The sequence below is a fragment of the Daejeonella sp. genome, from assembly GCF_044348475.1.
In the GTDB taxonomy this organism is placed as follows: Bacteria; Bacteroidota; Bacteroidia; order Sphingobacteriales; family Sphingobacteriaceae; genus Daejeonella.
This window is the reverse complement of the sequence record NZ_JBIKSU010000009.1, coordinates 1-24,986: the sequence shown is the minus strand read 5'-3', so window position 1 is coordinate 24,986 and position 24,986 is coordinate 1. Positions and strand designations below refer to the sequence as shown.

Genomic DNA, 24,986 nt, shown 5'->3' with positions numbered 1-24,986 from the left:
CTTTACAGGACAAATTAATTTATGAAAACCTTTTTCCGACTTTTCTCTTTTGCATCACCGGTTCAGCGATTTGCCGTTCCATTTTTTATTGCCTCGGTATTAGGTGTCATCTTTGGACTGCTCAATTTCACGCTACTTATCCCTGTATTTGAGCTATTATTCAACCAATCTGGTAAAATAGGAGCCCAAAAACTAACTGTGGTACCTACATTCGATTTTAGTTTGAGCTATTTTAAAGACTTATTCTATTTCTATTTTCAAAGCGTAATCAACAGTTCGGGCAAAGTTGGAGCATTGAAAATGGTCAGTATTGCCATAGTCATTTCTGTAATTTTGAGTAACCTATTTAAATATATTTCGGCTAGGGTTATTGAAAATTTCAGGTTAATGATTGTAACCCGAATTCGAAGCAGTATTTTTAAAAAACTAACGGATATCGATATCCAGTATTTTAGCAGCCAACGCAAAGGAGATCTGATCTCAAGATTCATGACCGATGTTGTCACTATTCAAGACTCTATCATCCGCTCCATACAAGTTATTCTACGTGAGCCTATTGCCATTATTCTGAACTTTGCAGTACTATTTACCATTTCTGCCAAACTGACATTTTTTGCACTGATCTTAATTCCAGTTTCTGGTCTGCTCATTTCAACAATCGTAAAACGACTTAAGAAGCATGCCGCTGCAGCCCAGGAATCTCTAGGATTATTGGTTTCCAGTATTGATGAGGGCCTTAATGGGGTTAAAATTATCAAATCGTTTAATGCTGAAAAGTATATCCAGGAAAAATTCAATGCCATTAATATGTGGACAAGCAAGATCCATAGGCGACTGGCTAGGCGGCTTCTACTGGCTGTTCCGGTTTCTGAAATGATGGGGGTAATTACTGTGGCTGCACTCCTCTATTACGGAGGCACGCTAATACTTCAAGAGGGGTCGGATCTAAGGGGAGCTGAATTTATTGGCTATATCATCATATTTTCACAAATAATTATTCCGGCAAAGGCTATTTCAGAAGCTTTTGGGAATATCTCCCAAGGCATCTCTGCTGGCGAGCGTGTTTTCCAATTACTAGATGCCCCAGAAAATATCACTGATAAACCAAATCCAATTTCAAAAACTTCATTCAATGAATGTATCCAGTTAAAAAATGTCTCTTTCGCTTATGGAGATAAAGAAGTATTGAAAGGAATCAATTTTGAAATTCGAAAGGGAAGTACAGTTGCCTTGGTTGGCCCTTCGGGTGGAGGGAAAACCACACTCATGGATCTCCTTCCAAGATTTATGGATCCTTCTGAAGGTGAAATTTGCCTGGATGATATTAGTATCAAAGAGATAAGTATGCACGATGTAAGAGCGCTCATGGGCATTGTAAATCAGGAATCTATACTTTTCAATGATACCATTTACAATAATATTGCATTTGGAAGATCTTTTACACAAGAGGAGGTAGTTGAAGCAGCTAAAATTGCAAATGCACATGAGTTCATTGTTAAAACCTCTGATGCTTATCAAACCAATATTGGGGATAAAGGGATGAAATTATCTGGCGGACAAAAACAACGAATTTGCATTGCCAGAGCAGTGCTTGCAAATCCGCCTATTCTGTTGCTTGATGAAGCTACTTCAGCTCTGGATACCGAATCAGAAAAATTAGTTCAGGGAGCACTCAAAAAATTAATGCAAAACCGCACTTCTATTGTAATTGCCCATCGCTTAAGTACCATTCAGGAAGCCGATCAGATCGTTGTTTTAGAAAACGGTAAAATTCAAGAACAGGGTAACCACAATGAACTGATTTTAGCCGACGGCCTCTACAAAAAATTAATCGAAATGCAAACATTTAACGATTAAAAATGAATCATAAAGCACTGATTTCCATAGCTTTATGTACATATAATGGCGAAGCCTATCTGCGAGAGCAGTTAGAATCAATTGTTAATCAAAGCTACTCGCCACTTGAACTTATTGCGGTTGACGATTGTTCCTCAGACAATACCCTAAGCATTCTGAAAGAATATGAAGCTAATTACCCATTCATCAAAGTTTTTGTCAATCCAGAAAATCTAGGGTATATCAAAAATTTTGAAAAAGCACTAAAACTTTGCAACGGTGAGTTCATTGCTTTATCAGATCAGGATGATATCTGGGATTTGCATAAGATTGACAAACAGGTTAATGCAATTGGTAATCATTTAATGGTTTACCATGATTCTGAATTCGTTGACCAGGATGGACAATTATTAAATAAAAAAATGTCTGATATAATGAATTTATACCGTGGAGATCAGCCAGAGTCATTTTTGTTTTTTAATTGCATTTCTGGACACTCCGTATTAATGAAAAAGGAGCTACGAGATGAATTATTGCCATTCCCGAATGCTTATTTTCATGATTGGTGGATGGGATACGTGGCCACTAATCTGGGCACTATTGACTGCATTGATGAACCCCTTGTCAAATACCGGCAACATCACACCGCAGATACGAATATTTTAAAACGAAAGCGTGATAATGCAACTAGAAATCAGCTCAGTGCATCAATGAAATATGACAAAAAAATGCGATGGTTGAAATCTTGTGCAGAATATCCAAAAAATAAAGATCCTCAATTCATTCAAAATTTATATGCTGAATTCATGAAAAATAAGACCGTTTATTTTTCTTTCGGACTGGCTCGAATGATCCATGCTAACCGTTCTATACTCTTCAGCATCAATAAAAAGAGTTTATTCAGTAAATTAAATTTTGCCCTGAAAGAGCTATGGGGTGGAAAAATGAGGAGTATTTTTTCAGACTAATTCAGACTTTCTTCTCTTTATACTTTATAGCAAAAAACATTGATCGCCATATCAAAACTTTCACAGATCAGCCTAGTGTCTACAAATGGGCTTTTTCTTGTAGCTGATTCTTTTATATAATAATGGAATCCAAGACTTTCAACCAGTGCAAGAAGCTCATGAAGAGTTTGCTTTGAATTCACATTGTTATGATATTCAAAAAAGATATGATCGGCATTCTGTAAACTCTTGCCACAGTATTTCAATACGGTATCCTCAGCACCTTCAATATCGATTTTCAGAAAATCAACCTCATCGGTCAGGAAGTCTAAAAGTGGTACTGCCTCTATAATTTTAGGCTTCTGATCAGCATATTCATTGCCTATGCGCCCTCCCATTCCTCCATCAGTATAAAAGGATAGCGTTTCTGTTTTAGTCCATACAGCCTTCTGATAAAGGGTCACATTCTTTAATGCGAATGTTTTAACATTCTCCTCCAAAATTGCAAATATCTCAGCATCCGGCTCAAATGCAATAACTTGATGATCAGGATAATTTAGAGAAAAATACAAAACACTTAGCCCCATATTGGCGCCGCAATCAAGAATGACTGCTGAACCAGGAGTGGGTTGAAAACGATAAATTTCTGTTTCAAAAATTTCGATATACGACTCAGCAAAACTTGGCCCGTGGTGAAATTTAAAAGGCTTATCAAACACATGCGCATAGCCCACCGTAAAATGTTTGAAATCAGCAACACGGCCTAATTCGAGTTTGATATCACCCGCAAAAAACCTAGAAATAATTCTTCTCTTAAGCCTTCTGTATTCTTTTCTTAAACCCACGAATGATAGAATAAATTGATTCCAAAAATATGATTAAAACAAAAAAAGCGATCAAAAGATCGCTTTTAATTATATCTATTAAAACTATAGTTTTCTTTTTACTTCTACCTGTTCGTATGATTCTACAATATCACCAACCTCAATATTATTGAAATTTTGAATATTTAAACCACACTCATATCCTGTAGCTACTTCTTTCACATCATCCTTGAAGCGCTTCAATGAAGCTAACTCTCCGGTATAAACAACTACACCATCACGAATAATACGCACCTTGCTATTTCTAGTGATCTTTCCATCTAATACCATACAACCTGCAATAGTACCCACTTTAGTGATTTTAAACACCTCTCGTATTTCAACGTTTGAAGTGATTTTCTCTTCAAATTCAGGGTCAAGCATACCTTCCATTGCAGCTTTAACTTCATTGATAGCATCGTAAATAATAGAATATAGACGAATATCAATCTGTTCGGCTTCGGCCAATTTACGTGCACTTGCTGAAGGACGTACCTGGAAACCGATGATGATCGCATCAGAAGCTGAAGCGAGCAGTACATCAGATTCAGAAATCTGACCAACTGATTTATGAATGATATTAACTTGAATTTGTTCAGTAGAAAGCTTCAGTAATGAATCAGATAATGCTTCAATTGAACCATCCACGTCACCCTTAACAATCACATTCAACTCTTTAAAGTTTCCGATCGCCAAACGACGTCCAATTTCATCAAGCGTGATATGTTTCTGGGTACGCAATCCCTGCTCACGTTGTAATTGTAATCTCTTATTAGCAACCTGGCGTGCTTCCACTTCACTTTCCATCACGTTGAATTTATCGCCTGATGTAGGTGCACCCTGCATACCAAGTACCTGAACAGGAGTTGATGGTCCGGCATGGTCTAATTTAACGCCACGTTCATTATGTAAAGCTTTTACCTTTCCGCTATATCCACCTGCAAGTATGGCATCACCAACCTTCAGTGTTCCTGATTGAATTAATACGGTAGTAACAATACCTCTACCTTTATCTAATGCTGCTTCAATAACAGTACCAACTGCACGTTTGTTAGGATTAGCAGTTAATTCAAGCATATCGGCCTCCAGACAAACTTTTTCAAGTAATAGGTCAATACCCATTCCCGTTTTACCAGAAATTTCCTGACTTTGATATTTTCCACCCCAGTCTTCAACCAAAATATTCATGGCAGAAAGTTGCTCACGGATTTTATCAGCATTTGAACCCGGCTTATCTACCTTACTAAAGGCAAATACGATGGGCACATTTGCAGCTTGTGCATGATTAATAGCTTCACGCGTTTGAGGCATCACACTATCATCTGCAGCAATTACAATAATCGCAATATCAGTGACATTTGCTCCCCTTGCACGCATGGCTGTAAAGGCTTCGTGACCAGGAGTATCTAAAAATGTTATTTTTCTTTCGTTTTCAAGGCTAACCTCATAAGCACCAATGTGCTGAGTAATACCTCCGGCTTCACCGGCAATCACATTAGTTTTACGAACAAAGTCAAGTAAAGATGTTTTACCATGATCCACGTGACCCATTACCGTTACGATTGGGGCCCTTGGCAATAGATCTTCCGGCTTATCTTCTTCACCGAATAAACCGCTTTCTTCATCTTCGGGTTTTACAAATTCTACCTCGAAGCCAAACTCATCAGCTACAATGGTGAGGGTTTCAGCATCAAGCCTTTGGTTGATGGAAACAAACATTCCCAAACTCATACAGGTAGAAATAACCTGAGTTACAGGAACATCAAGCATGAGTGCTAATTCATTTGCAGTAACAAATTCGGTTACCTTAATGGTTTTAGATTGTGCTTCAAGTTCTAATGCAGCATCTTCAGCTGTTTGAGCAACATCATCACGCTTTTGACGACGTAATTTAGCACGCTGAGCAAATTTACCTGATTTACCTGCTCCACTTAAACGGGCAAGTGTTGCTTTGATCTGATCCTGAATTTCTTTATCGGTAGGTTCAGCCTTTGGAGCATCCGGTGTACGCGGTTTGTTTCTAAAATCTGGTCGAGCTGCTGATCCACCAGCACCAGGTGCTGGTCTACTTCCTCTGAAATCTGGACGGTTTCCCTGATATCCAGCACCAGGTGCCGGACGTGGAGTACTTCCTGCCTGTCCTTGAGGAGCTTGTCCCGGCTGCTGACCGGGAGCATTATCTTTACGCTTACGTTTACGTTTATGATCAGCGCCTGCAGCTGCAGACGATGATGCTACAGGCTGACCACGACGTGGCTGCGCTATTGGCAATTCAATACGTCCAATTACATTAGGACCTGATAAACGTTCTGCTTTAGCCCGTATAACTGGTGCATTAGGGTTACCCTCCTGCGTATTTGGTTTATTTTCTTGTTTTTCCTGAGCAGGCGGAGCTGTTGCGGGATTAATGGCCGCTGGAGCTGCAAGCACTTCAGGCTCAAGCTTCTTTGAAGCTTTTGGAGTTTCTATAAGCTCATCAACCGAAGCTACTGGCTCAAGCTTTTCGGCTGGTATAGCTACTGGTTCTTTTACTGCAATCGGCTCTGCAATTACTGGTGCCTGAGCAACTGGCTCAGGTTTAACAACAGCTACCGGAGCAGGTTTTTCTGGCTCAGGGTTTTTCTTTTCTGGACGGGTTTTTGAGTTAAGCTGATTTAAATCAATCTTACCTACTACTTTTACACCCGGCAAAGATCCTTCATCAGGTGTAGGTTCAACAAGTGCAGCCTCATTTGGTTTTTCAACCACAGGAGTAGTAAAAGGATTTACATTCTTGATCAGAATCTCTTCCTGTTCAAATTCCTTTGAATGCTGTGGCTCCGACTTCTCAACGGCTACAGGGACATCATCGCGTCGAATCTTGCCAATCACAATTTGTTTGGCTTCCTCTTTTACAATCTTATCACCCTGATACTCCTTAAGAAGAACATCATACATCTCATCGGTGAGCTTAGTATTGGGCCTGGCTTCAACTTTGAAGCCTTTTTTTCCTAAAAACTCAACCGCTGTGGACAAGCCAATATTCAGCTCCTTCGCAGTTTTAAGTAAATTTGTGCTTTTACCTTCTGACATTTATTATTTAACCTCGCTATTTTTGTATAAAAGTACGTTTTTTATATGTTATATGTTTTAGGATCGGGCAATTTCTCTACCCAGGATTTTTTTCAAATATCCCAACTCAAATAACTTATTCGAATTCTGACTTCAGAATCTCAATTACATCCTTCACTGTTGTTTCTTCCAGATCGGTACGTTTTACCAATTCATCTGCATTTAATGCCAGAATTGATTTTGCTGTATCTAGTCCAACACGCTTGAATTCATCAATAATCCAGCCTTCAATTTCATCTGAGAATTCCTCAATATCCACATCCTCATCATCTTCAAGTGCTTCACGGTATACATCGATCTCGAACCCTGTCAGCTTTCCGGCTAACTTAATATTGTGTCCACCACGGCCAATAGCGAGTGAAACCTGATCTGGTTTCAAATATACTGCAGCTCTTTTTTCTTCTTCGTCTAATTTGATACTGGTTATCTTGGCCGGACTTAAAGCTCTTTGAATATACAATGAAATATTGTTTGTGAAATTGATCACATCTATATTTTCATTCTTTAGTTCACGAACAATACCATGAATACGTGACCCTTTCATACCCACACAGGCTCCTACAGGATCAATTCTGTCATCATAAGATTCTACCGCAACTTTTGCTCTTTCGCCTGGTTCACGCACAATCTTTTTGATGGTAATTAGGCCATCAAAAATTTCAGGAACTTCCATTTCGAATAAACGCTGTAGAAACTCAGGTGCAGTACGTGAAATAATAATCTTGGGGTTGCCATTTAACATTTCTACCTTTTCAATTATTGCACGTACAGAATCGCCTTTTTTGAAATAATCTGCTGGGATCTGCTCAGTTTTAGGTAATAAAAGCTCATTGCCTTCATCATCAAGCACGAGCGTTTCTTTTTTCCAAACCTGGTAAACTTCACCAGAAACAATTTCGCCAACACGATCTTTATATTTTTTAAATATTTCGTCTTTTTCAAGTTCAAGGATTTTTGAAACAAGTGTTTGACGGGCAGCAAGTATTGCTCTGCGTCCAAAACTTTCAAGTGTGATCTGTTCGATAAAATCATCACCAACTTCTAGATCAGCGTCAAAAGTTTTTACTTCAGCCAGCTCAATCTCCAGATCATCATCTTCAGAAAATCCATCCTCCATAACAGTACGGGTACGCCAGATCTCCAAATCACCATTGTCTGGGTTGACAATCACATCGCAATTTTCGTCAGTACCATACCTTTTACGCAACATGCTGCGGAAAACCTCTTCCAAAACACTAATAACCGTAGGACGGTCAATATTCTTGAAGTCTTTAAACTCCTGGAATGAATCGATTAAATTAATATTGCTCATTTTTTATTGAATTTGTCCCATTTATATAGGACGTTATTTAAAACTCACTAAAACTATACTTTCTGAAATATTTTCAAATGGGATCAAGCTTTCAATCAATTCTGCTTTTTTCCCTTTTCCTTTCACACTTTCCTGTATGGTAATGCCCGATTCTTCGACATTGATCAATTTACCTTCCTTAGTATTACCATCCAACAACTTGATTTTCAAGGAGCGATTGATATTTTTCTGAAATTGCCTGAATGATTTTAGCGGAGTATCTATACCTGGAGAAGAAACCTCAAGCCTATAAGCCTGTTCAATTGTATTTTCCTCTTCAAGATGAAAACCCACATGGCGGCTAATTGCAACGCAATCACTAATTGCAACGCCATTATCGCCATCTACTAAAATAGACAAAATTCCGCTCCCATGCATCTGAACATCAACCCAAAACAAATCTGGACGATCAGCTATCTTCTCTTCAACTAATTCAATTACCCTTTTCTCTATGTTCATAATCGACCTTTTTTGATCCCATTAAAAAAATGGGAAGGTAAAAAAAGAGCCCCGATAACGTCGGGGCTCTTCTCAGATCGATGCAAATATAAAAAAACTATCCGGCATTGCAAATACCTGGTTTCAATACATTTATATTATTTACTTGACCTGAATTTAAATTCAATGAAATCGCCGCTAGTGAATACTTTTCTAGTAGAAATAATATCTTCAGGCTTCCTGAGCAAAATTTTAGTATAACACCTGGCAAAGTAAGACACGCCAGGATTAAAACCTACTTCTGGCTTAAATTTGATTCTGTCTTGGGCGATAGTATAAGTTCCTTCTAAGGCAGATTGAAAATCTCTAAGTTCTTGATCGGAAGTATCTTTATAAACAGCAAAAAAATTGACCCATTCAGTATTCTTCAATGAATCAGAACTCAATTCTTCAATCATAAACGATGGCACTTTAGATAGGATCACTTCAGTACTATCATCAGAAAGACTAATTTTTAACTCGCTACTTACCTTGTCTTTTGGTATTTCCTGCCTGCAGGAATTAAGCAAGAGAAAAATAAATGTGAAAATGTAAAATAGAATATTCAATTTCATTGTTTATTACATTTTTTAAAAAAATGAATTATGAGACTAATCATTGAGATATTATTAATGGGAGCTGCAGTTGCCATAGCTGCATACCTTTTGCCAGGAGTTACGGTAGAAAATTTCTGGGCTGCAATTATAGCAGGTGCTCTCATTGCATTAGCCAATGCTACAATCGGTATGATTCTTCGGATTTTAACTTTTCCAATCAATTTTTTAACACTCGGACTAATGTCATTTATTATTACTGTGTTGATGGTATTATTAGTTGATCAATTAATGGTTAGTTTTAATACACAGGGATTTTTCTCTGCCTTTTTATTTGCTGCTGTTCTTGCACTGATTCAAATGATATTTTCTGCTTTCCGCTCAGAAAAAGCTATTTAAAATTTTATTTGAACCCAATCACTGTCTTTAGAATCAGGGATTGGGTTTCTTTATTTTTGTAATGCATCATTAGTAGCCTTTTTCACAGCAAGCGATTTATCGTTTGCTGTAATAGCGAAAACAGTACGATTATCCATTGATCGGTAATATTTACCAAGAATTTGAACTGCTGAAGCTCTTACCTGTGAATGGTCATCTTTCAGAGCCAATTCCTTTATTTTTCCATAAACCGAGGTTCTTTCTTCGTTCGAAAGGTATTCCAATACCATTAAAGCAGTATTCCGAATTACCCAGCTTTTATCTTTAAAAGCTTCAATCAACATTCTTTTGGCAAGGCTTTCCTCTTTTTTCTGCAGGAACATGATTACTGCCTCTAGTCTATCCATAAAAAGCGGAGCATGCTCGTATTGAAATACATTTTGTTGTAAGTTTTTAACTTCTGATTTTTCAGCTAGAATATACTTTTCGGCATCAACATTGACCAAATCTGGAAGTGTAGCTACAGGAAAAACAAACGACTGCTTTTGCTTATCCAGAACAATCTCCTTACGTTCTACTTTCCCGTTAAAATAAATGTCAATAGCAATAGGAATACGATAAAGTGGAGTTTTTGACAGGTCCTGATTTTGCCTGATTGTTACAGAAACTTCTTTCCTTTCAGGATCAAAAGTATTCTGTATGTTTAACACAGGGTGGCCTGATGACAAAAACCATTGATTAAAAAACCAATTCATGTCAGTTCCAGTTACCTCTTCAAAAACAAGTCTCAAATCATGAATTTCAGCAGATTTATAGGCATAACGGGTAAGATATAGGTTGAGTGCTTTGAAAAATGCCGCATCTCCAACAGTGTTTCGCAGCATATGAATGATTCTTCCACCTTTCTGATAGCTGATTTCATCAAACATGTGTTCACGATCTGCGTAATCAAAACGTATGACATCTACGTTCTCTTTACTTTTATTACCGAAATAAATCGAAAAATCCTGAAATCCTTTAAAATCAGCCTGCTCTCTGCCATATTTAAATTCATTCCATAAATATTCAGCATAGGTAGCAAATGACTCATTCAATGGAAGGTTTGCCCAAGATTCTGCAGTTACCAAATCGCCAAACCAATGATGAAATAGCTCATGAGATATGATATCTTCCTGATTTTGGTCAATATACTCCCCTTCAGACATATTTAATCCTTCATAAAAAACTGTAGCGCTGGTATTTTCCATGGCTCCGCTTACAAAATCTCTTACAACAATTTGCGAATATTTATCCCATGGATAATCAACACCTAGTTTGACAGAGAAAAACTCCATCATTTGGGGAGTGTTTCCAAAAACAAGCCTAGCCGTTGAGGCGAATGCCGGTTCGGTATAATAACTTACCTCCTTATCGCGCCATTTATCTTTGGTGATGGTAAAATTTCCTACAGCCAGCATGGTTAAATAGGTTGAATGCGGCTGCTCTTGTCTCCAGCTATCTGTTCGAGTTCCATCACCATTCATACTTGAAAACTCTAGGGTACCATTTGAAAGGCTCACAAATTCATTAGGAACCGTGATATTTAGTTCCTGAGTCATTTTTTCCTGAGTGTCATTTATTGTTGGGAACCAGTTTGAGTTGCATTCAGTTTCACCCTGAGTCCAGATCTGTTTGGGTTTATCCTTGTCTTTTCCATCTAAATTGATGAAGTACATTCCACGGTCGCCAGACGACGATATATCTTCACCGATCTTCAACTTATTTGGCATGGCCACATAATCTATAAAAACCGTATAACTTTGGTCGTTGTTATACACTTTATCAAGAGTTATTGCGAGTATTTTACCATCATAACGATAATGAAGAGGCTTTTTATCGTAATTATTAACTAAAGAAACATTTTTGATACGAAAGCCATTGGCATTGAGTAGCAACTGATCTGTGGCATAGAAATATGGTTTTGCTTGAATTGTGGCCTTTCCATGAACATAGGCACTGTCCCAATCAAAGCTAAGGTCAAGTCGGGTATTAATCAAGTCAGTTTTTCTGGTATAGCTGCCACGATATACTGTAGAACCTGGCATATTTTCGGTTACCGTTACCGGATCAAGATTCACCAGTTTGGGTGTAGAACACGACAGTAGAAAAAATGCTGTAATTAGGGGCCAGCTTAGTATTAATTTATAGTTCATCTTTATTTTTCTGCCAGCAAATCATCTATTGTTTTCTCGAACTCTTTTACAAAATCAGCATAATGGGATCCGGTGCCAGGTCCGCTAAAACCGGTATGAATCTTTCTGATTTTGCCATTTTTGTCAATAATCATCAGGGTTGGAAATGCCATAAATTTTTGAAGCATCGGTAAACTCTTAGAAACCTCCACTTTATCGTTTGTAAATCCTGTGACCAACATATCATAAGGCACTGAAAATCTGTCTCTCAACCTAGCTATGTTTTTTCTAGAACGTTCAAAATCTTTGGTACGTTCATATGCCAGTGCAACAATTTCAACCCCTTTATTCTGATATTTTTTATAAAAGCTGGTTAGGTACGCTGTTTCATCCATGCAATTAGGACACCATGATCCAAAAAACTGAACAAGCACAATCTTGTTCTTAAACTTCTGGTCAGCAATTGAAACTTTTTTTCCATCAAGACCCGGAAATGAAAAATCGATTTTATCATAACCAGGTTTAAGATCGGTTATTGAATACGCATCAGGAAGAATAGCCTGATCATCTTTATTCGCAGTCCAGGTTTCAATAGAGGATAGGCCAGAATAGAATTTACCTTCTGTAATGGTGCTATCATTCAAAAGCTTACCTGTAAAAAGATAGGCATGGCTTCCGTCAAAACAGGATAAAAATAATTTTTGATCAGAAACTGTTCCTTCAAGAAATCGGTAATCGCCCGTGGAGGTTAAAAATGTTCCGAAAACAAGGCCATTTTCTTGGGTAAATTCACCTACTGAGGCGTAACTGCTTTTGTTATTCAAGGTATTGAATGTAACTGACCAACGCCCAGATATAGCGGTTTTGCTAGCAGTATTATCCTTGAAAAAACGCCAAGAATCGCCTTTTTTGGCATTAAACTGCATAACTTCATCACTATCACCATAATGCTTTATCCATTGTCCGCTAAGTGTTTCATTTTTTAGCGCTGCTCTGATTTCTGAATCAAAGAGAGGCATCTGAATAATGATTGAATCGGATAAAGTAGAAATTTCATTGACTCTAAATCGTTCTTTTCCATTGATAATATCCAGTAATTTGTGGTCAGCAGAATCGGTTAATTCAAAATTAAAGGGAATCTCTTCACCAGATCCCGTTTTTAGGGTGGCCCGCCATATTCCTGTTTGTAATGCACCGTCAGAAGTGCCCTTGCAGGATGAAATTAGGATTATAAGTAAACCTACTCGTGTTAAATTGAAAAAATATTTCATAGTTAAATGTACTGGGTTATTTTAAAATCTCACGTGCAATAATCATACGCTGAATCTCTGATGTTCCTTCATATATCTGAGTTATCTTGGCATCGCGCATGAGTCGTTCTACATGATACTCTTTAACGAAACCATATCCACCATGTATTTGAACAGCTTCAACAGTAGTTCTCATTGCTACATCAGAAGCAAAAAGTTTAGCCATTGAACTAGCCTGCGCATAGGGCAGACCCTGATCTTTTAACCAAGCAGCTTTAAAGCAAAGCATCCGTGCAGCTTCTATTTCAGTTGCCATGTCTGCAAGCTTAAATTGTATTGCCTGATGTCCTGAAATAGGTTTGCCAAAGGTTTTACGTTCTTTTGAATAAGCCAAGGCTAGTTCGTAGGCCCCAGAGGCAATACCCAATGCTTGAGAGGCAATACCTATTCGTCCGCCATCAAGAGTTTTCATTGCAAAGGTGAAGCCAAAACCTTCTTCACCAATTCGGTTTTCCTTTGGAACCTTTACATCTGTAAACATTAGGGAATGAGTATCAGATCCGCGAATGCCAAGTTTGTTTTCCTTAAGACCAACGCTAAATCCCTCCATTCCTTTTTCAACAATAAGCGCATTGATACCCTTATGTCTAAGAGCAGAATTGGTTTGAGCAATAACCAGATACGTAGAGGCATTCCCTCCATTTGTGATCCAGTTTTTTGTTCCGTTTAGCAGGTAGTGATCACCCATATCTACTGCTGTAGTATGTTGAGAGGTAGCATCTGAGCCTGCTTCTGGCTCTGAAAGGCAAAATGCCCCGATATTTTTTCCTGCTGCTAATGGCTTCAGATATTTTTCTTTTTGAAATTCGGTACCATACATTTCAAGGCCAAAACACACTAGAGAGTTATTGACAGAAACAACGACAGAAGCAGAAGCGTCAATTTTTGAGAGTTCTTCCATGGCAAGAACATAAGAAATGGTATCCATTCCAGAGCCATTATATTTTGGATCAACCATCATCCCAAGAAAGCCCAACTCTCCTAGTTTTTTAATCTGTTCATGAGGGAATTTTTGATGTTCATCTCTCTCAATTACTCCTGGTTTCAACTCGGTATTGGCAAAATCTCTGGCAGCCTGTTGTATCATCAGGTGCTCTTCAGATAATTCAAAATCCATGGTAATTGGTTTTTATTCAAAAATAGTGTTTCAAGCGGACATCCTGAATGCGAGTAGAATAAATTTTTTTATTCAAAAATTGAATACTGCTTCAGGAGAACTCAATTCCGGTTATAGGAAATCCTGCATGCTTTAGATTTATTTTTAAACGAGAAATTTCAATGCAGATTTAGGCGGGCTAAAGAAAAGGTTAGGAGAGTGATCTTATCTTTTTTTCAATACTAGTGGTAGAATAACCTGAGAGGTATTCAATGGTTTGAACATCACCGCCATATCCTAAAACAAGATCTGAACCAACAATCTGATCAACTGTATAGTCAGCACCTTTAACCAATACATCGGGTCTGATCTGGGCAATTAATTCAAGAGGGGTAGGATCATCAAACAGAATAACAGCATCTACAAATGAGAGTGAGGCAAGCATGATTGATCGTGAATATTGATCAATTATTGGTCTAGCTGGACCCTTTAGAGCCGCTGTTGAGGCATCTGAATTGAGCCCGATAACTAATTTATCACCCAGATCAGCCGCCTTTGAAAGATAATCGATATGGCCAAGGTGCAGCAAATCAAAACAGCCATTCGTGAATACAATTTTCTTTTCAAGTAAACGCCAAATATTCAGGTTGGCGCGCAGCTCTTCTGTATGAAATACCTTTCCTTTAATTAGTTCCAGCTTCCTCATTTCGGATCTTTTTTGGTGAATTAATAAAAAGTAAAATTAAGCTTATTGAACCAGTAAATAGAATAATTAATGTTTGAAAAGAGTGAAGTAAAAGTGCAAAGGCTAGCCCCTCACTCCTTTCAATCCCATAAATGGTTAGCCCTTCAGAAACCATCCAGTGAAATGCTCCTATGCCACCCTGCACCGGAGCTATCATAGCAAGACTGCTGAAAACCAATGTTGAAAGTGCCACCACTGGCCCTAATTCGGCGGTAGCTTTTAAAGCAAAAAAGCATAAGTAAACCGATATTCCATACATCAGCCAAATTAAAATTGAATAGGCAATGAACCCCGCCTTGTTACCCATGGCCTTTATTGAAAAGATTCCACTTTTAATATCCAAATAGAACTTATGGATTTTATACCAAATACCTAATTTCTCTCTTTTTTTAAAGATATAGAACAGTACTAACATCAGAATCAGCATACAAGACGCAAAAACCAATAGTGTAAAATAACCTTCACTTCGGGTTAACTTTATCAAGAGGTTATTGTATAGAAAATCTGAAAGTAAACCAAATTGGATTGCGATTGCCAAAAATATAATGAATCCAAGCATCAAGAGATCTATCAGTCGTTCAGCTACTACGGTTCCGATCAGTTTCACAATAGGAATTTGATCAGTTTTATTAATCACTCCGCACCGTGAAACTTCACCCATCCTAGGAAAGGCAAGATTAGCAAGATATCCAATGAGTACAGCAGAAAAGGTATTGGTCAAAGATGGAGTGCCATGTCCAAGTGAGCTAATCATCATTCTCCAGCGATATGCCCTAACTAGATGAGCAAGATAAGCAAAGAGTACAGATGCAAAAACCCAAACATATTCAGCTCTGCGCAAATCTTCAAACAGTAAATTCAGGTCCTGTTCTTTGAAGGCAAAATATAAAAGTACTAGGCCTATTAATAGCAGAATAAGATATTTGAAGCTTTTAGCTATAACCTGTTTCAAAAATTATATTTCTATTTAAGTATCATATTGTCAATAATACGGATCGAGCCTACTTTTGCCGCAACTAAGGCAATCAAGCTAGCGGGACGTTTTGAAGAAGTGACTGCAAATGAATTTGCATTAAAAATCTCAAAATATTCAATTTCTATACCCGGAGCAGCTTTCAAATAAGATTCAACCTCTTTTTTAATCTGAAGAATAGCTTTGGTTTTAAAGTGCTCTTTTACTTTATTTAGCGCTTTAAACAAAGCAAGTGCATTCTTTCTGTCGTTGGGCGATAAATAAATATTTCTGGAGCTCATAGCCAATCCGTCAGTTTCACGAATAATTGGGCAAAGTACAAGCTTAATCTTTACAAAAAGCTTTTTTACCATGTAAGAGATCACCATAAACTGCTGGTAATCTTTTTGTCCAAAAAAAGCGTAATGTGGATTGATCGTATCAAATAATTTTTTAACAATCTGGGTAACACCCTGGTAATGTCCCGGTCTAATCTTTCCTTCAAGAATTTTGTCAAGATTGCCAAGCTCAATAGTCCATTTTTCGGCACTATTATACATTTCATTTACAGTAGGGATGAAAAGTACATGGCATTTAACTTTTTCTAGCTTTCTGATATCATCCTCAACCGGCCGAGGATAGTTTTCAAGATCTTTTTTGTCGTTAAATTGAGTAGGATTTACAAAAATACTACAAACAATAACATCAGCTTTTTGTTTGGCAAGTTTAATCATAGATAAATGCCCATCATGTAATGCACCCATAGTTGGAACAAAACCTATAGATTTACCTGATGCCCTCAATTCATTCAAATAATTATGAACTGCTTGTCTGCTGTTAAAGATTTTCAAAATATAAACTAATTTTACTAGGGTCAAAAATGGTTAATTACTTCCCGAGAACCAAAACGATTTGCATAATTCATTGATATTTCATAAGATAATGCTTATCTTTGCTCTTCTAATTTTTTTACAACCCCAAATTAACCAAATCGGAGATGGCAAAAACCAAGATTCTTTTTATTACGCATGAGATGTCGCCTTTCCTAGAATTAACTAAAATTTCTGAGATTACCCGTCACCTGCCACAGGCGATGCAGGACAAAGGGTTCGAAATACGTATCCTGATGCCACGCTTCGGAAATATTAATGAACGTCGTAACAGACTTCATGAAGTAATTCGACTTTCGGGCATGAACATTATCATTAACGACAATGATAATCCACTGATAATCAAGGTTGCTTCAATCCCTTCAGCTCGTATGCAGGTTTATTTCCTCGATAATGAGGAATATTTTCAAAGAAAACATGTCTTTGCAGACAATAGCAACAAGTTTTATGAAGATAATGACGAACGTACAATATTCTTCTGCAAGGGTGCTCTTGAAACAGTAAAAAAATTAGGTTGGTCTCCAGAAATTGTTCATTGCCATGGCTGGATGAGTGCATTAGTACCTGCTTATTTAAAAACTATCTATAAAGACGATCCAACTTTCAAAAATTCTAAAGTTGTTTACTCTGTTTACGATGATCATTTCCAGAACTCATTAAATTCTGATTTTGCAAAAAAAGCAATTATGAATGGGATGAATGCTGACCATACTCAAATGTATTCAGAGGCTACAAATACAGCTCTTAATTTGGGTGCAATTTCGTACTCAGATGCAGTTGTTTATGCGAGTGAGAACATCAATGAGGAAGTGTTAAAGTTTGTTAAAAAAGGCAATAAACCAACTCTGGAGTTCAATTCTACTACAGATTACGAAAATTATTACAACCTTTACGAAGAAATAGTTAGCGAAGAACTTATTTCATTGGTGTAAATTAATAAGCAAATGACCTGAACCACTGACAGGATTAAGATTAGTCAGGAGTGAATTAATAGTAGAGTCATGGGGCTTTTAAAAAAAAATGTAATACAGATGAAATTATACAAACTAGACTTATTAACGCTGTTGATAGGTCTTTTTATTTTAGGTGGCTGCCAGGAAACAGAAACAATCGGGCTTGATGTTGACACTGCAACAGAGATTAAAGGAAATTTAATAGACACCATCACAGTTATTGCATCAACCGTAGCTGAAGATACCATCATTACTAATACCCTAGAACAGTATCCCCTTGGATATCTGAATGACCCAATAATGGGTAAAACTACAGCAAACATTGCATTATCCCTGACACTTGATCCTCCGGGACTTACCTTTGGCACAAGCCCTGTATTAGATTCAGCCATATTAGTTTTATATTATGGTAAGGAATTTCATGGCGACAGTACATCCAAATTCAATGTTGAAGTTCATCAGCTTAAAGAAGCGTTAACTGAATCAACTCCCTATTACAATACAAAGCCAGTAGCCTATTCAAGTTCAATACTTGGCAGTAAATCTCTACGATTTAATTTAAAGGACAGTGTGAGAGTTTATGAATTGGTTACTGGTAAACCAGATGTGCAAAAATCAAAAGCACCTCATATTCGTATTGCCTTAGATCCGAATTTTATAAAAACTAATTTTTTAAATGCAACTTCAACAGTTCTTTCAAGCGATTCAGAACTGAATAAATCAATAAAAGGACTTTATCTCACGGTAAATAAAGCACAAAGCACAGGTGCTGGAGGAATAACATTTTTAAATCTAACAGACTCAAGCCGACTAGAAATTTACTATAAAAGCGAGAATGGAGCATTAATTGATACAACACTTCACAAATTTCCAATTAAGAATAATGCAGCACCGGTAGTTGCTGACTTTAAGCATGATTATACTGGAACGAATATTCAAACCCAACTAAGTAACCCTAACACAAAATTTGACTTTACTTATGTTCAAGGCCTAGGTGGACTTCGTACACGAATTCGCTTTCCTTATCTTGATAAGTTAAAAAATCTTGGCAATATTACCATTAATAAGGCTGAGCTTGTTTTGTCTGTAGTAGGCGGGATGGACAAAATCAAGCCTGCGCAAAGATTATTACTTTACCAGAACGACATTGCAAGCCAAAGACAATTTGTTCCTGATTTTAGTACTAATCCTGTATTTTCAATGACTGACTACGATTTTGGTGGGTACTACGACTCAACTAATAAGCGATATAAATTTGTCATTACAACCTATATTCAAGACATCTTAAAGGGTAAATTAAAGCAATACGATACATTCATTGCTCCGATCAGCTTGAATTATAATCGTCAACAAGGTCCTGTTTCATCAGGCACAACAGCTACCAGTGCTGTTATTGGCAGTGGCAAGGCCGGTGTTAGTTATAAAATGAAGCTAAATATCATTTATAGTAAGATCAATTAAATTAATTTACCAGCTTCCTTAATTCATTCTTCTAAATCAGTCGTTTAGTATTATTATAATAGGTAAGGCATTTTAGGTCATTGGCTTGTGCGAAGCCTAACCTAGTGTTATTGGTCAATCATCAGCATAAATTGGATAAAATATTTCTAAATTGGTAGCGTATTTCCATCATTAAGAATTAAAAAAATGTCATGGAGCAGAAGCCAAACCAATCTACAGCGAAATCATTAAAGAGAACTGTCATTAGATAAAGAGACTCTTTTCATCAGAACAAAAGATAGCAATCGTAAATTTTTTAAAGAAAAAATCTTACATTTAAACAAGTACATTGTCTACTTTCTTTGACGATATACATTAGTTTAAAAGTATTTTATGAAAAATGTTATTTTATTTTTTGCGGTACTATTCATTTTAACCGCATGCTCAAGTGTTAAAAAAGTAAATAGTAATAAATGGATAAGCCTCTGGGATGGCAAAACATTGGACGAATGGAAATTCAGTGAAAAACCAGGTACGTTCTCTGTAGTTGATGGGAGCATCATGGTATTCGGTCCACGTTCACACCTCTATTATGTGGGGCCTGTAGCTAATGCCAATTTTAAGAACTTTGAGTTTGAGGCAAAGGTAATGACCACTAAAGGGTCTAATTCGGGAATCTATTTTCATACGGAGTATCAAGATCAAAATTTTCCTGACAAAGGATTTGAAGTGCAGGTGAATAATTCTCATACCGACTGGAAAAAGACAGCCGGATTATATGATATCTTAGACACCAGAGACGTTATTGTTAAAGATGATGAATGGTTTACAGAAACTATTATCGTTCAAGGGAAACACATCATTACTAAGATAAATGGTAAAATTATAACAGATTATACAGAACCTGAAGCTTACGTACCACTTAAAAATCACCTAAACAGAAAAATTGCTACCGGAACATTTGCACTCCAAGGTCATGATCCAAAGAGCAAGGTGTTTTTTAAAGACATAAAGGTGAGAATATTACCAGACTAGGGTGTCTGTTCATGCTGACTATTAAAACAGCCCAGACCTTTAGATATTCCTAATTATCATATTTTTACACGGGGATATGTGCGATACATTTACATGGTGTTATTTGAAAATTAAACCAATTTTTCAAAATTATAAAGATTGTGGTGAATACCCTTCCGTTCAAAATGATGGAAGGGTATTCACCATTATTGCCGTAAAAAACTGGCAACCTAATAAACAGTATCGTAGCCCTAGTCAGCAATTGAATCATTTCATTTATAAAGGGAATGGGTTAATCGACAATTCGCTCAAATAAGCAATTAAATAGCCTGAACGCATCTATATCTAAAATATACTTATGAAACCTGTAGTACAAATTTCGCTTGATTTAACAAATATTGACGAGGCACTTGAAACTGCCGCATTGGCCATGAGGGCTGGAGTTGACTGGCTGGAAGCAGGCACACCGCTAATTCTGGCAGAAGGGCTGCATGGCGTGAGAGCATTGCGTAAAGCCTTTCCTCATGTGCCTATTGTTGCAGACCTTAAAACAATGGATGGGGGATATCTTGAAGCAGAAATGATGGCTAAAGCCGGAGCAACACATGTGGTGGTTATGGCAAGAGCCCATGCTGAAACTATTAAGTGTGTAGTGAATGCGGGCCGGGATTTTGGGGTGAAGGTCATGGGAGATAATCTTGGCTGTGAAGATATGATTGGGGCAGCTAAATGGCTGGAAGACCTGGGCTGTGATTATGTTATTCATCATATCGGTTATGACGAACGCCGCGGAATTGCTGCACAAGGAAATCGCATGCCTAGTCCTCTTGATCAGCTTCGCGAAGTAGTGAATGCGGTAAATATTCCTGTTCAGGCAGTTGGTGGATTAACATTAGAACAAGCCATTCGTTGCCCAGAATTTGGAGCGCCAATGGTTGTTCTTGGAGCGCCTTTAACAATTGATGCTGATGCTTTCAAAACGGCTGATGGTAATCTAGAAAGCTCGCTTCGTTTAATTTGCGAAAAGATACATGCCTATGGGGATGTAGCTATTGGGAAAAAATAAAATCAGTTCAATAATCTTTTTTATAAAAAATATGAAATCAGCCGCTGTTGTTAACTATGCACCTGAGAAAGGGTCAGTTGAAATTCGTGAAATTGAAAAGCCAACCATTGGTGATAATGATATATTGCTCGAAGTAGCCAATGTAGGAGTTTGTGGCAGTGATCTGCATCAATGGACAGCTGACCATAGCTGGCCAGTGAATTATCCTGTTGTTCTTGGACATGAATTTGGAGGATTTATTGCTGAAACAGGCAAAAATGTAACCAAATGGAAAGAAGGTGACAGAGTGGTTAGTGAAACTGCCGCGATCATAGATATGAATAGCCCGATGACAAAAATCGGATTATATAACCTTGACCCTTCCAGAAAAGGCTTTGGATATGGCGTAAATGGTGCAATGACCCGTTATGTTCGTGTTCCGGAACGTTGTTTACATGGAGTGCCGGATCAAATTTCTTTTGAGCACGCCTGTCTTACTGAGCCCTGTTGTGTAGCATATAGCGCTGTTGTTGAAAACGCACGTCTTAAGCCAGGCGACCGGGTTGTTGTACTTGGTCCGGGAACAATTGGGATCCTTTGTGCAGCAATGGCAAGGCTATGCGGTGCAGAAGTTGCTATTGTTGGATTAGAATCAGACAAACATCGTTTAGAAATCGCTAAGCAATATGGTTGTGAGGTATTCATCGGAGATGCTACAGAATGGGCAATGAGACGTGACGGGCTTGGTGCAGATTGCATTATTGACGCAGCAGGTGCAAGTATTACGATGAAAATTGCGATGGCGCTGGTTCGTCCGAATGGGATTATATCAAAAGTTGGCTGGGGTCCTCAGCCTCTGGGATTTTCTTTGGATCCTATAATCCAGAAAAACGTCAGACTTCAAGGTAGCTTCAGCCATAACTGGCCTATTTGGGAGCGTGTTATCGCATTAATGGCGAGCGGGGCATTGGATGTAAGTCCAATTATTGGAGGGGTGTGGTCTATACATGACTGGCACACAGCCTTCGAAAAAATGCATAAGGGCGAAGTAGTAAAAAGCGTACTTAAACCATATTAAAACTGATGCGATTAAAAGATAAAGTTGTCATTATAACTGGAAGTACAACAGGAATAGGAAAAGCCATAGCGATACGCTGCGTAGCAGAGGGAGCAAAGGTGGTCATCAACGGACGAAACAAGGAGGCAGGAGAAGCCGTAGTGAAAGAACTGGGTGAAGCAAATGCTGTATTAAGCATTGTCGATATTTCTCTTGAAGATGCTCCACAACACTTAATCGATGCGGCATTGAAAGCTTTTGGCAAGCTCGATTCAATTGTGAATAATGCGGCAATGATTGTTTCCTCAGATATTCACAGTACCGATTCTGCATTTCTTCGTCAGGTTTTGGAGGTAAATACCATTTTCCCATTTGCACTAACCAAGGCTGCTTTGCCACACCTTAGAAAAACACATGGATGTGTACTCAATATCGGTTCAGTAAATGCATACAGCGGCGAACCTAATTTGCTTCCTTACAGTATTTCAAAAGGCGCAATGATGACAATGACCCGTAACCTTGGTGATACACTTCTTCGCGAAGAAGGAGTACGGGTGAATCAGATCAATCCGGGGTGGGTTGCTACTGAAAACGAAACTATCCGAAAACGTGAGCATGGCCTTGGAGACGACTGGTATAAGGACGTTCCGCGTGTTTATGCACCTTCAGGCCGAATTTTATGGCCGGAAGAAATTGCGGCAGGTGTTGTATACTGGATCAGCGATGAGTGCGGTCCGGTGTCGGGACAGGTGATGGATCTAGAACAGTACCCTTTTATAGGCCGTAATCCGCCTAAGGATACCTCAATACTTGATAAATAATATTTCAAATAATTACTATGCCAAAATTAGCCGCATTCCCCAAAGCGTTTATCACTCCTTTATGCAAAGGAAGCATGGGTCTATCAGAATGGATAGAATTAGCATCAAAACTAGAGATCGAAGGATTAGAGTGGTACGCCGGGTTTTGGGAGATGGAAGATGAAAAAAACTGGGCCAAATTTCGCCGCCAGGTTGAAGATCATGGGAAACAGATTCCGATGATGTGCTGTTCTCCAGATTTTACACACCAGGATGCTGCCTTCCGAAAAAATGAGATCGAAAAACAGAAAAGATGGATTGATATGACCTATGCTCTTGGCGGTTCTTATTGCCGTGTGCTATCAGGACAGAAACGTCCAGAGATTGCTGTAGATGAGGGCATTAAGTTAGCAGCTGATAGTATAAATGCCTGCTTACCCTATGCGCAGGAACGGAACATCACGCTTATTCTGGAAAATCATTATAAAGATGATTTTTGGGAATACCCTGAATTTGCACAGAAAATGGACGTATTCTGTAAGCTTGTGGATAGTATAGACCATCCTTTTTTCGGGGTCAATTACGATCCAAGTAACACGTACCTTGCAGGAGAAGATCCTGTTGAACTTCTAAAAAGAGTATCGCATCGTGTAGTGACGATGCATGCCAGCGATAGGTATCTCAAGGAAGGAACGATTGAAGACCTACGCAGCGAAGAAGGCGGTGCGGTGGGATATGCAAAAAGACTGAGCCATGGCGAGATTGGCAAGGGGCTTAATGATTATGATGCTATTTTCACAGAACTGAAGAGAGTTGGATTTGATAGCTGGATCAGTATTGAAGATGGTGTAGATGGAATGGATCAGCTTGAAAGAAGCGTGACTTTCCTTCAAAAAAAGATCGCACAACATTGGCCTGTGGCATAATATAAAAACTACCAATGCTGAGCACCCCATCCTCCATTCCGATATATTGCCTTGGTAAAATGGGATGTTGCCGGATAGACCACAACCCGGAGGCGTTCCTTTAAACGTAGCCTATCACCAGAAAAGCTATATTCCCCACTAAGCAAGATAGGCGATGACCAGAATAGTTTGATATAGATACTGATGATGTTCAGTATAATATGAAACCCAAAGATCAGCACTATTAAATTTCTATGCTAAGGCTAAGAAAATATCTCATAGCATCACAATCTTTGGTAAGTACGGAAAATGGATCATATTTAATCACCATTGAGTAAAAATCACTAGCATTCCTATTCTTCAAGCTGCTTTTCTATGCAGAAATAAAAATATTTTAAAAAAAATTTGTCTAACTAAATTATTAGTTATAATATTGACTAATAATTTAGTTAGAATAAAAAACTCACACAGGCCCAAGAACAAATACTACAAGTACTATGATCAAAAAAACTGGTGGCTATGTCAAAGACATCCTAGAATTACTGGATGAACCCAAAGCTCATAATCATATTGTAGCAACATTGCCAAAGATATGGGTAGAAAAAGGAGTTATAGAGATCAAGAACGCTAACCGAAACAACCTCTACTATCCACTGGTTACAAAATATACTTATTCTGAGCAAAGCATTGAACAACTTACAAAAAGCTATTTTGAAAGATTGAACTGCAATGTAGTATCCTTTGTAGTTGATAAAAAGCAGATGTCAATTGAAGATTTAGAACTCGTATTAAAGGAACTGAAAAATAAGCTTAATTGCCTGCTTAAAGTAGATGAGCTCATAGCAAAAACTTATTGCAATAAAGTATTTACTTAACTTTAACTATTCTTTAAACCATTTTTGGTTAGATTTGTCCAATTAACCAGCTTGCAATTAATATTCCCGCTATTTATTAACCTTTTATCAAAAAAAAAATCAAACTAATAGGCGTTCTGTTATTGTTTTTATATATCAGATGCATCTAATCAGAGTTGTTTATTAAATCAAAGATTATACATCATTAAAATAGAATAAAATGAGAACCAATATTTT

22 protein-coding genes are annotated in these 24,986 nt (G+C 37.8%); 11 read left to right on the top strand and 11 right to left on the bottom strand.

The features are described from left to right. Nucleotides 1-21 precede the first annotated feature (21 nt). Both ACIQZ6_RS04050 and ACIQZ6_RS04045 read left to right on the top strand, forming a co-directional pair. Complete coding sequence (locus tag ACIQZ6_RS04050; protein ID WP_395808450.1) at nt 22-1,857, top strand: ABC transporter ATP-binding protein; 1,836 nt, start codon at nt 22-24, stop codon at nt 1,855-1,857. A 2-nt stretch (nt 1,858-1,859) separates the two neighbouring features. Continuing rightward, nucleotides 1,860-2,804, top strand: coding sequence for a glycosyltransferase family 2 protein (locus tag ACIQZ6_RS04045; RefSeq protein ID WP_395808448.1), 945 nt, complete (start codon nt 1,860-1,862; stop codon nt 2,802-2,804). A gap of 17 nt (nt 2,805-2,821) precedes the next feature. On the opposite strand, the gene ACIQZ6_RS04040 is transcribed toward ACIQZ6_RS04045, so the two are convergent. From ACIQZ6_RS04040 to ACIQZ6_RS04020, 5 genes are all read right to left on the bottom strand, one after another. Then, on the bottom strand, nt 2,822-3,628 hold the full coding sequence (locus ACIQZ6_RS04040; protein ID WP_395808446.1) for an FkbM family methyltransferase: 807 nt from the start codon (nt 3,626-3,628) through the stop codon (nt 2,822-2,824). Nucleotides 3,629-3,712: 84 nt separating this feature from the next. Further along, nucleotides 3,713-6,718 carry a translation initiation factor IF-2 gene (gene infB / locus ACIQZ6_RS04035; RefSeq protein WP_395808444.1) on the bottom strand — a complete coding sequence of 1,002 codons (3,006 nt, stop codon included), beginning with the start codon at nt 6,716-6,718 and terminating at the stop codon, nt 3,713-3,715. A gap of 115 nt (nt 6,719-6,833) precedes the next feature. Next, nucleotides 6,834-8,069, bottom strand: coding sequence for a transcription termination factor NusA (gene nusA / locus ACIQZ6_RS04030; RefSeq protein WP_306551851.1), 1,236 nt, complete (start codon nt 8,067-8,069; stop codon nt 6,834-6,836). A 33-nt stretch (nt 8,070-8,102) separates the two neighbouring features. After that, nucleotides 8,103-8,567 carry a ribosome assembly cofactor RimP gene (rimP, locus tag ACIQZ6_RS04025; RefSeq protein WP_395808442.1) on the bottom strand — a complete coding sequence of 155 codons (465 nt, stop codon included), beginning with the start codon at nt 8,565-8,567 and terminating at the stop codon, nt 8,103-8,105. Nucleotides 8,568-8,704: 137 nt separating this feature from the next. Then, complete coding sequence (locus ACIQZ6_RS04020; protein ID WP_395808440.1) at nt 8,705-9,160, bottom strand: hypothetical protein; 456 nt, start codon at nt 9,158-9,160, stop codon at nt 8,705-8,707. Between the two features lie 30 nt (nt 9,161-9,190). Between ACIQZ6_RS04020 and ACIQZ6_RS04015 the strand changes: the two genes are divergently transcribed. Then, nucleotides 9,191-9,538 (top strand): phage holin family protein, encoded by a 348-nt coding sequence (locus ACIQZ6_RS04015; RefSeq protein ID WP_395808438.1) that lies wholly within the window; start codon nt 9,191-9,193, stop codon nt 9,536-9,538. Between the two features lie 50 nt (nt 9,539-9,588). Here ACIQZ6_RS04015 and ACIQZ6_RS04010 read toward each other — a convergent pair whose 3' ends face one another. From ACIQZ6_RS04010 to panC, 6 genes are all read right to left on the bottom strand, one after another. After that, complete coding sequence (locus ACIQZ6_RS04010) at nt 9,589-11,709, bottom strand: M1 family metallopeptidase (RefSeq protein ID WP_395808436.1); 2,121 nt, start codon at nt 11,707-11,709, stop codon at nt 9,589-9,591. Between the two features lie 2 nt (nt 11,710-11,711). Next, entirely contained in the window at nt 11,712-12,959 is a 1,248-nt protein-coding gene (locus ACIQZ6_RS04005) for a TlpA disulfide reductase family protein (protein WP_395808434.1), read from the bottom strand. Between the two features lie 16 nt (nt 12,960-12,975). Continuing rightward, nucleotides 12,976-14,115 (bottom strand): acyl-CoA dehydrogenase, encoded by a 1,140-nt coding sequence (locus ACIQZ6_RS04000; RefSeq protein WP_395808432.1) that lies wholly within the window; start codon nt 14,113-14,115, stop codon nt 12,976-12,978. A gap of 190 nt (nt 14,116-14,305) precedes the next feature. Further along, entirely contained in the window at nt 14,306-14,800 is a 495-nt protein-coding gene (gene rfaE2 / locus ACIQZ6_RS03995; protein ID WP_395808430.1) for a D-glycero-beta-D-manno-heptose 1-phosphate adenylyltransferase, read from the bottom strand. Next, complete coding sequence (locus tag ACIQZ6_RS03990) at nt 14,778-15,791, bottom strand: lysylphosphatidylglycerol synthase transmembrane domain-containing protein (protein WP_395808428.1); 1,014 nt, start codon at nt 15,789-15,791, stop codon at nt 14,778-14,780. The genes rfaE2 and ACIQZ6_RS03990 overlap by 23 nt, the downstream gene beginning before the upstream one ends. Nucleotides 15,792-15,802: 11 nt before the next feature. Further along, the gene (panC, locus tag ACIQZ6_RS03985) at nt 15,803-16,642 is read right to left on the bottom strand and encodes a pantoate--beta-alanine ligase (protein WP_395808426.1); all 840 of its coding nucleotides are present in this window, start codon (nt 16,640-16,642) and stop codon (nt 15,803-15,805) included. A gap of 146 nt (nt 16,643-16,788) precedes the next feature. Between panC and ACIQZ6_RS03980 the strand changes: the two genes are divergently transcribed. From ACIQZ6_RS03980 to ACIQZ6_RS03945, 8 genes are all read left to right on the top strand, one after another. Continuing rightward, on the top strand, nt 16,789-17,613 hold the full coding sequence (locus ACIQZ6_RS03980) for a glycogen/starch synthase (RefSeq protein WP_395808424.1): 825 nt from the start codon (nt 16,789-16,791) through the stop codon (nt 17,611-17,613). Nucleotides 17,614-17,712: 99 nt separating this feature from the next. Then, entirely contained in the window at nt 17,713-19,095 is a 1,383-nt protein-coding gene (locus tag ACIQZ6_RS03975; RefSeq protein WP_395808422.1) for a DUF4270 domain-containing protein, read from the top strand. Between the two features lie 372 nt (nt 19,096-19,467). Then, nucleotides 19,468-20,109, top strand: coding sequence for a DUF1080 domain-containing protein (locus tag ACIQZ6_RS03970; protein WP_395808420.1), 642 nt, complete (start codon nt 19,468-19,470; stop codon nt 20,107-20,109). Nucleotides 20,110-20,446: 337 nt separating this feature from the next. After that, nucleotides 20,447-21,154 carry an orotidine 5'-phosphate decarboxylase / HUMPS family protein gene (locus tag ACIQZ6_RS03965; RefSeq protein ID WP_395808418.1) on the top strand — a complete coding sequence of 236 codons (708 nt, stop codon included), beginning with the start codon at nt 20,447-20,449 and terminating at the stop codon, nt 21,152-21,154. A 31-nt stretch (nt 21,155-21,185) separates the two neighbouring features. Next, nucleotides 21,186-22,211: a zinc-binding dehydrogenase gene (locus ACIQZ6_RS03960; RefSeq protein WP_395808416.1), complete on the top strand. Its 1,026-nt coding sequence runs from the start codon at nt 21,186-21,188 to the stop codon at nt 22,209-22,211. Between the two features lie 5 nt (nt 22,212-22,216). Continuing rightward, nucleotides 22,217-23,011 (top strand): SDR family NAD(P)-dependent oxidoreductase, encoded by a 795-nt coding sequence (locus ACIQZ6_RS03955; protein WP_395808415.1) that lies wholly within the window; start codon nt 22,217-22,219, stop codon nt 23,009-23,011. Nucleotides 23,012-23,028: 17 nt separating this feature from the next. After that, a complete protein-coding gene (locus ACIQZ6_RS03950; RefSeq protein WP_395808413.1) occupies nt 23,029-23,916 on the top strand; it encodes a sugar phosphate isomerase/epimerase family protein in 888 nt (295 codons plus the stop codon). A gap of 476 nt (nt 23,917-24,392) precedes the next feature. Next, on the top strand, nt 24,393-24,770 hold the full coding sequence (locus ACIQZ6_RS03945; RefSeq protein ID WP_395808411.1) for a BlaI/MecI/CopY family transcriptional regulator: 378 nt from the start codon (nt 24,393-24,395) through the stop codon (nt 24,768-24,770). The last annotated feature ends 216 nt before the right edge of the window (nt 24,771-24,986 follow it).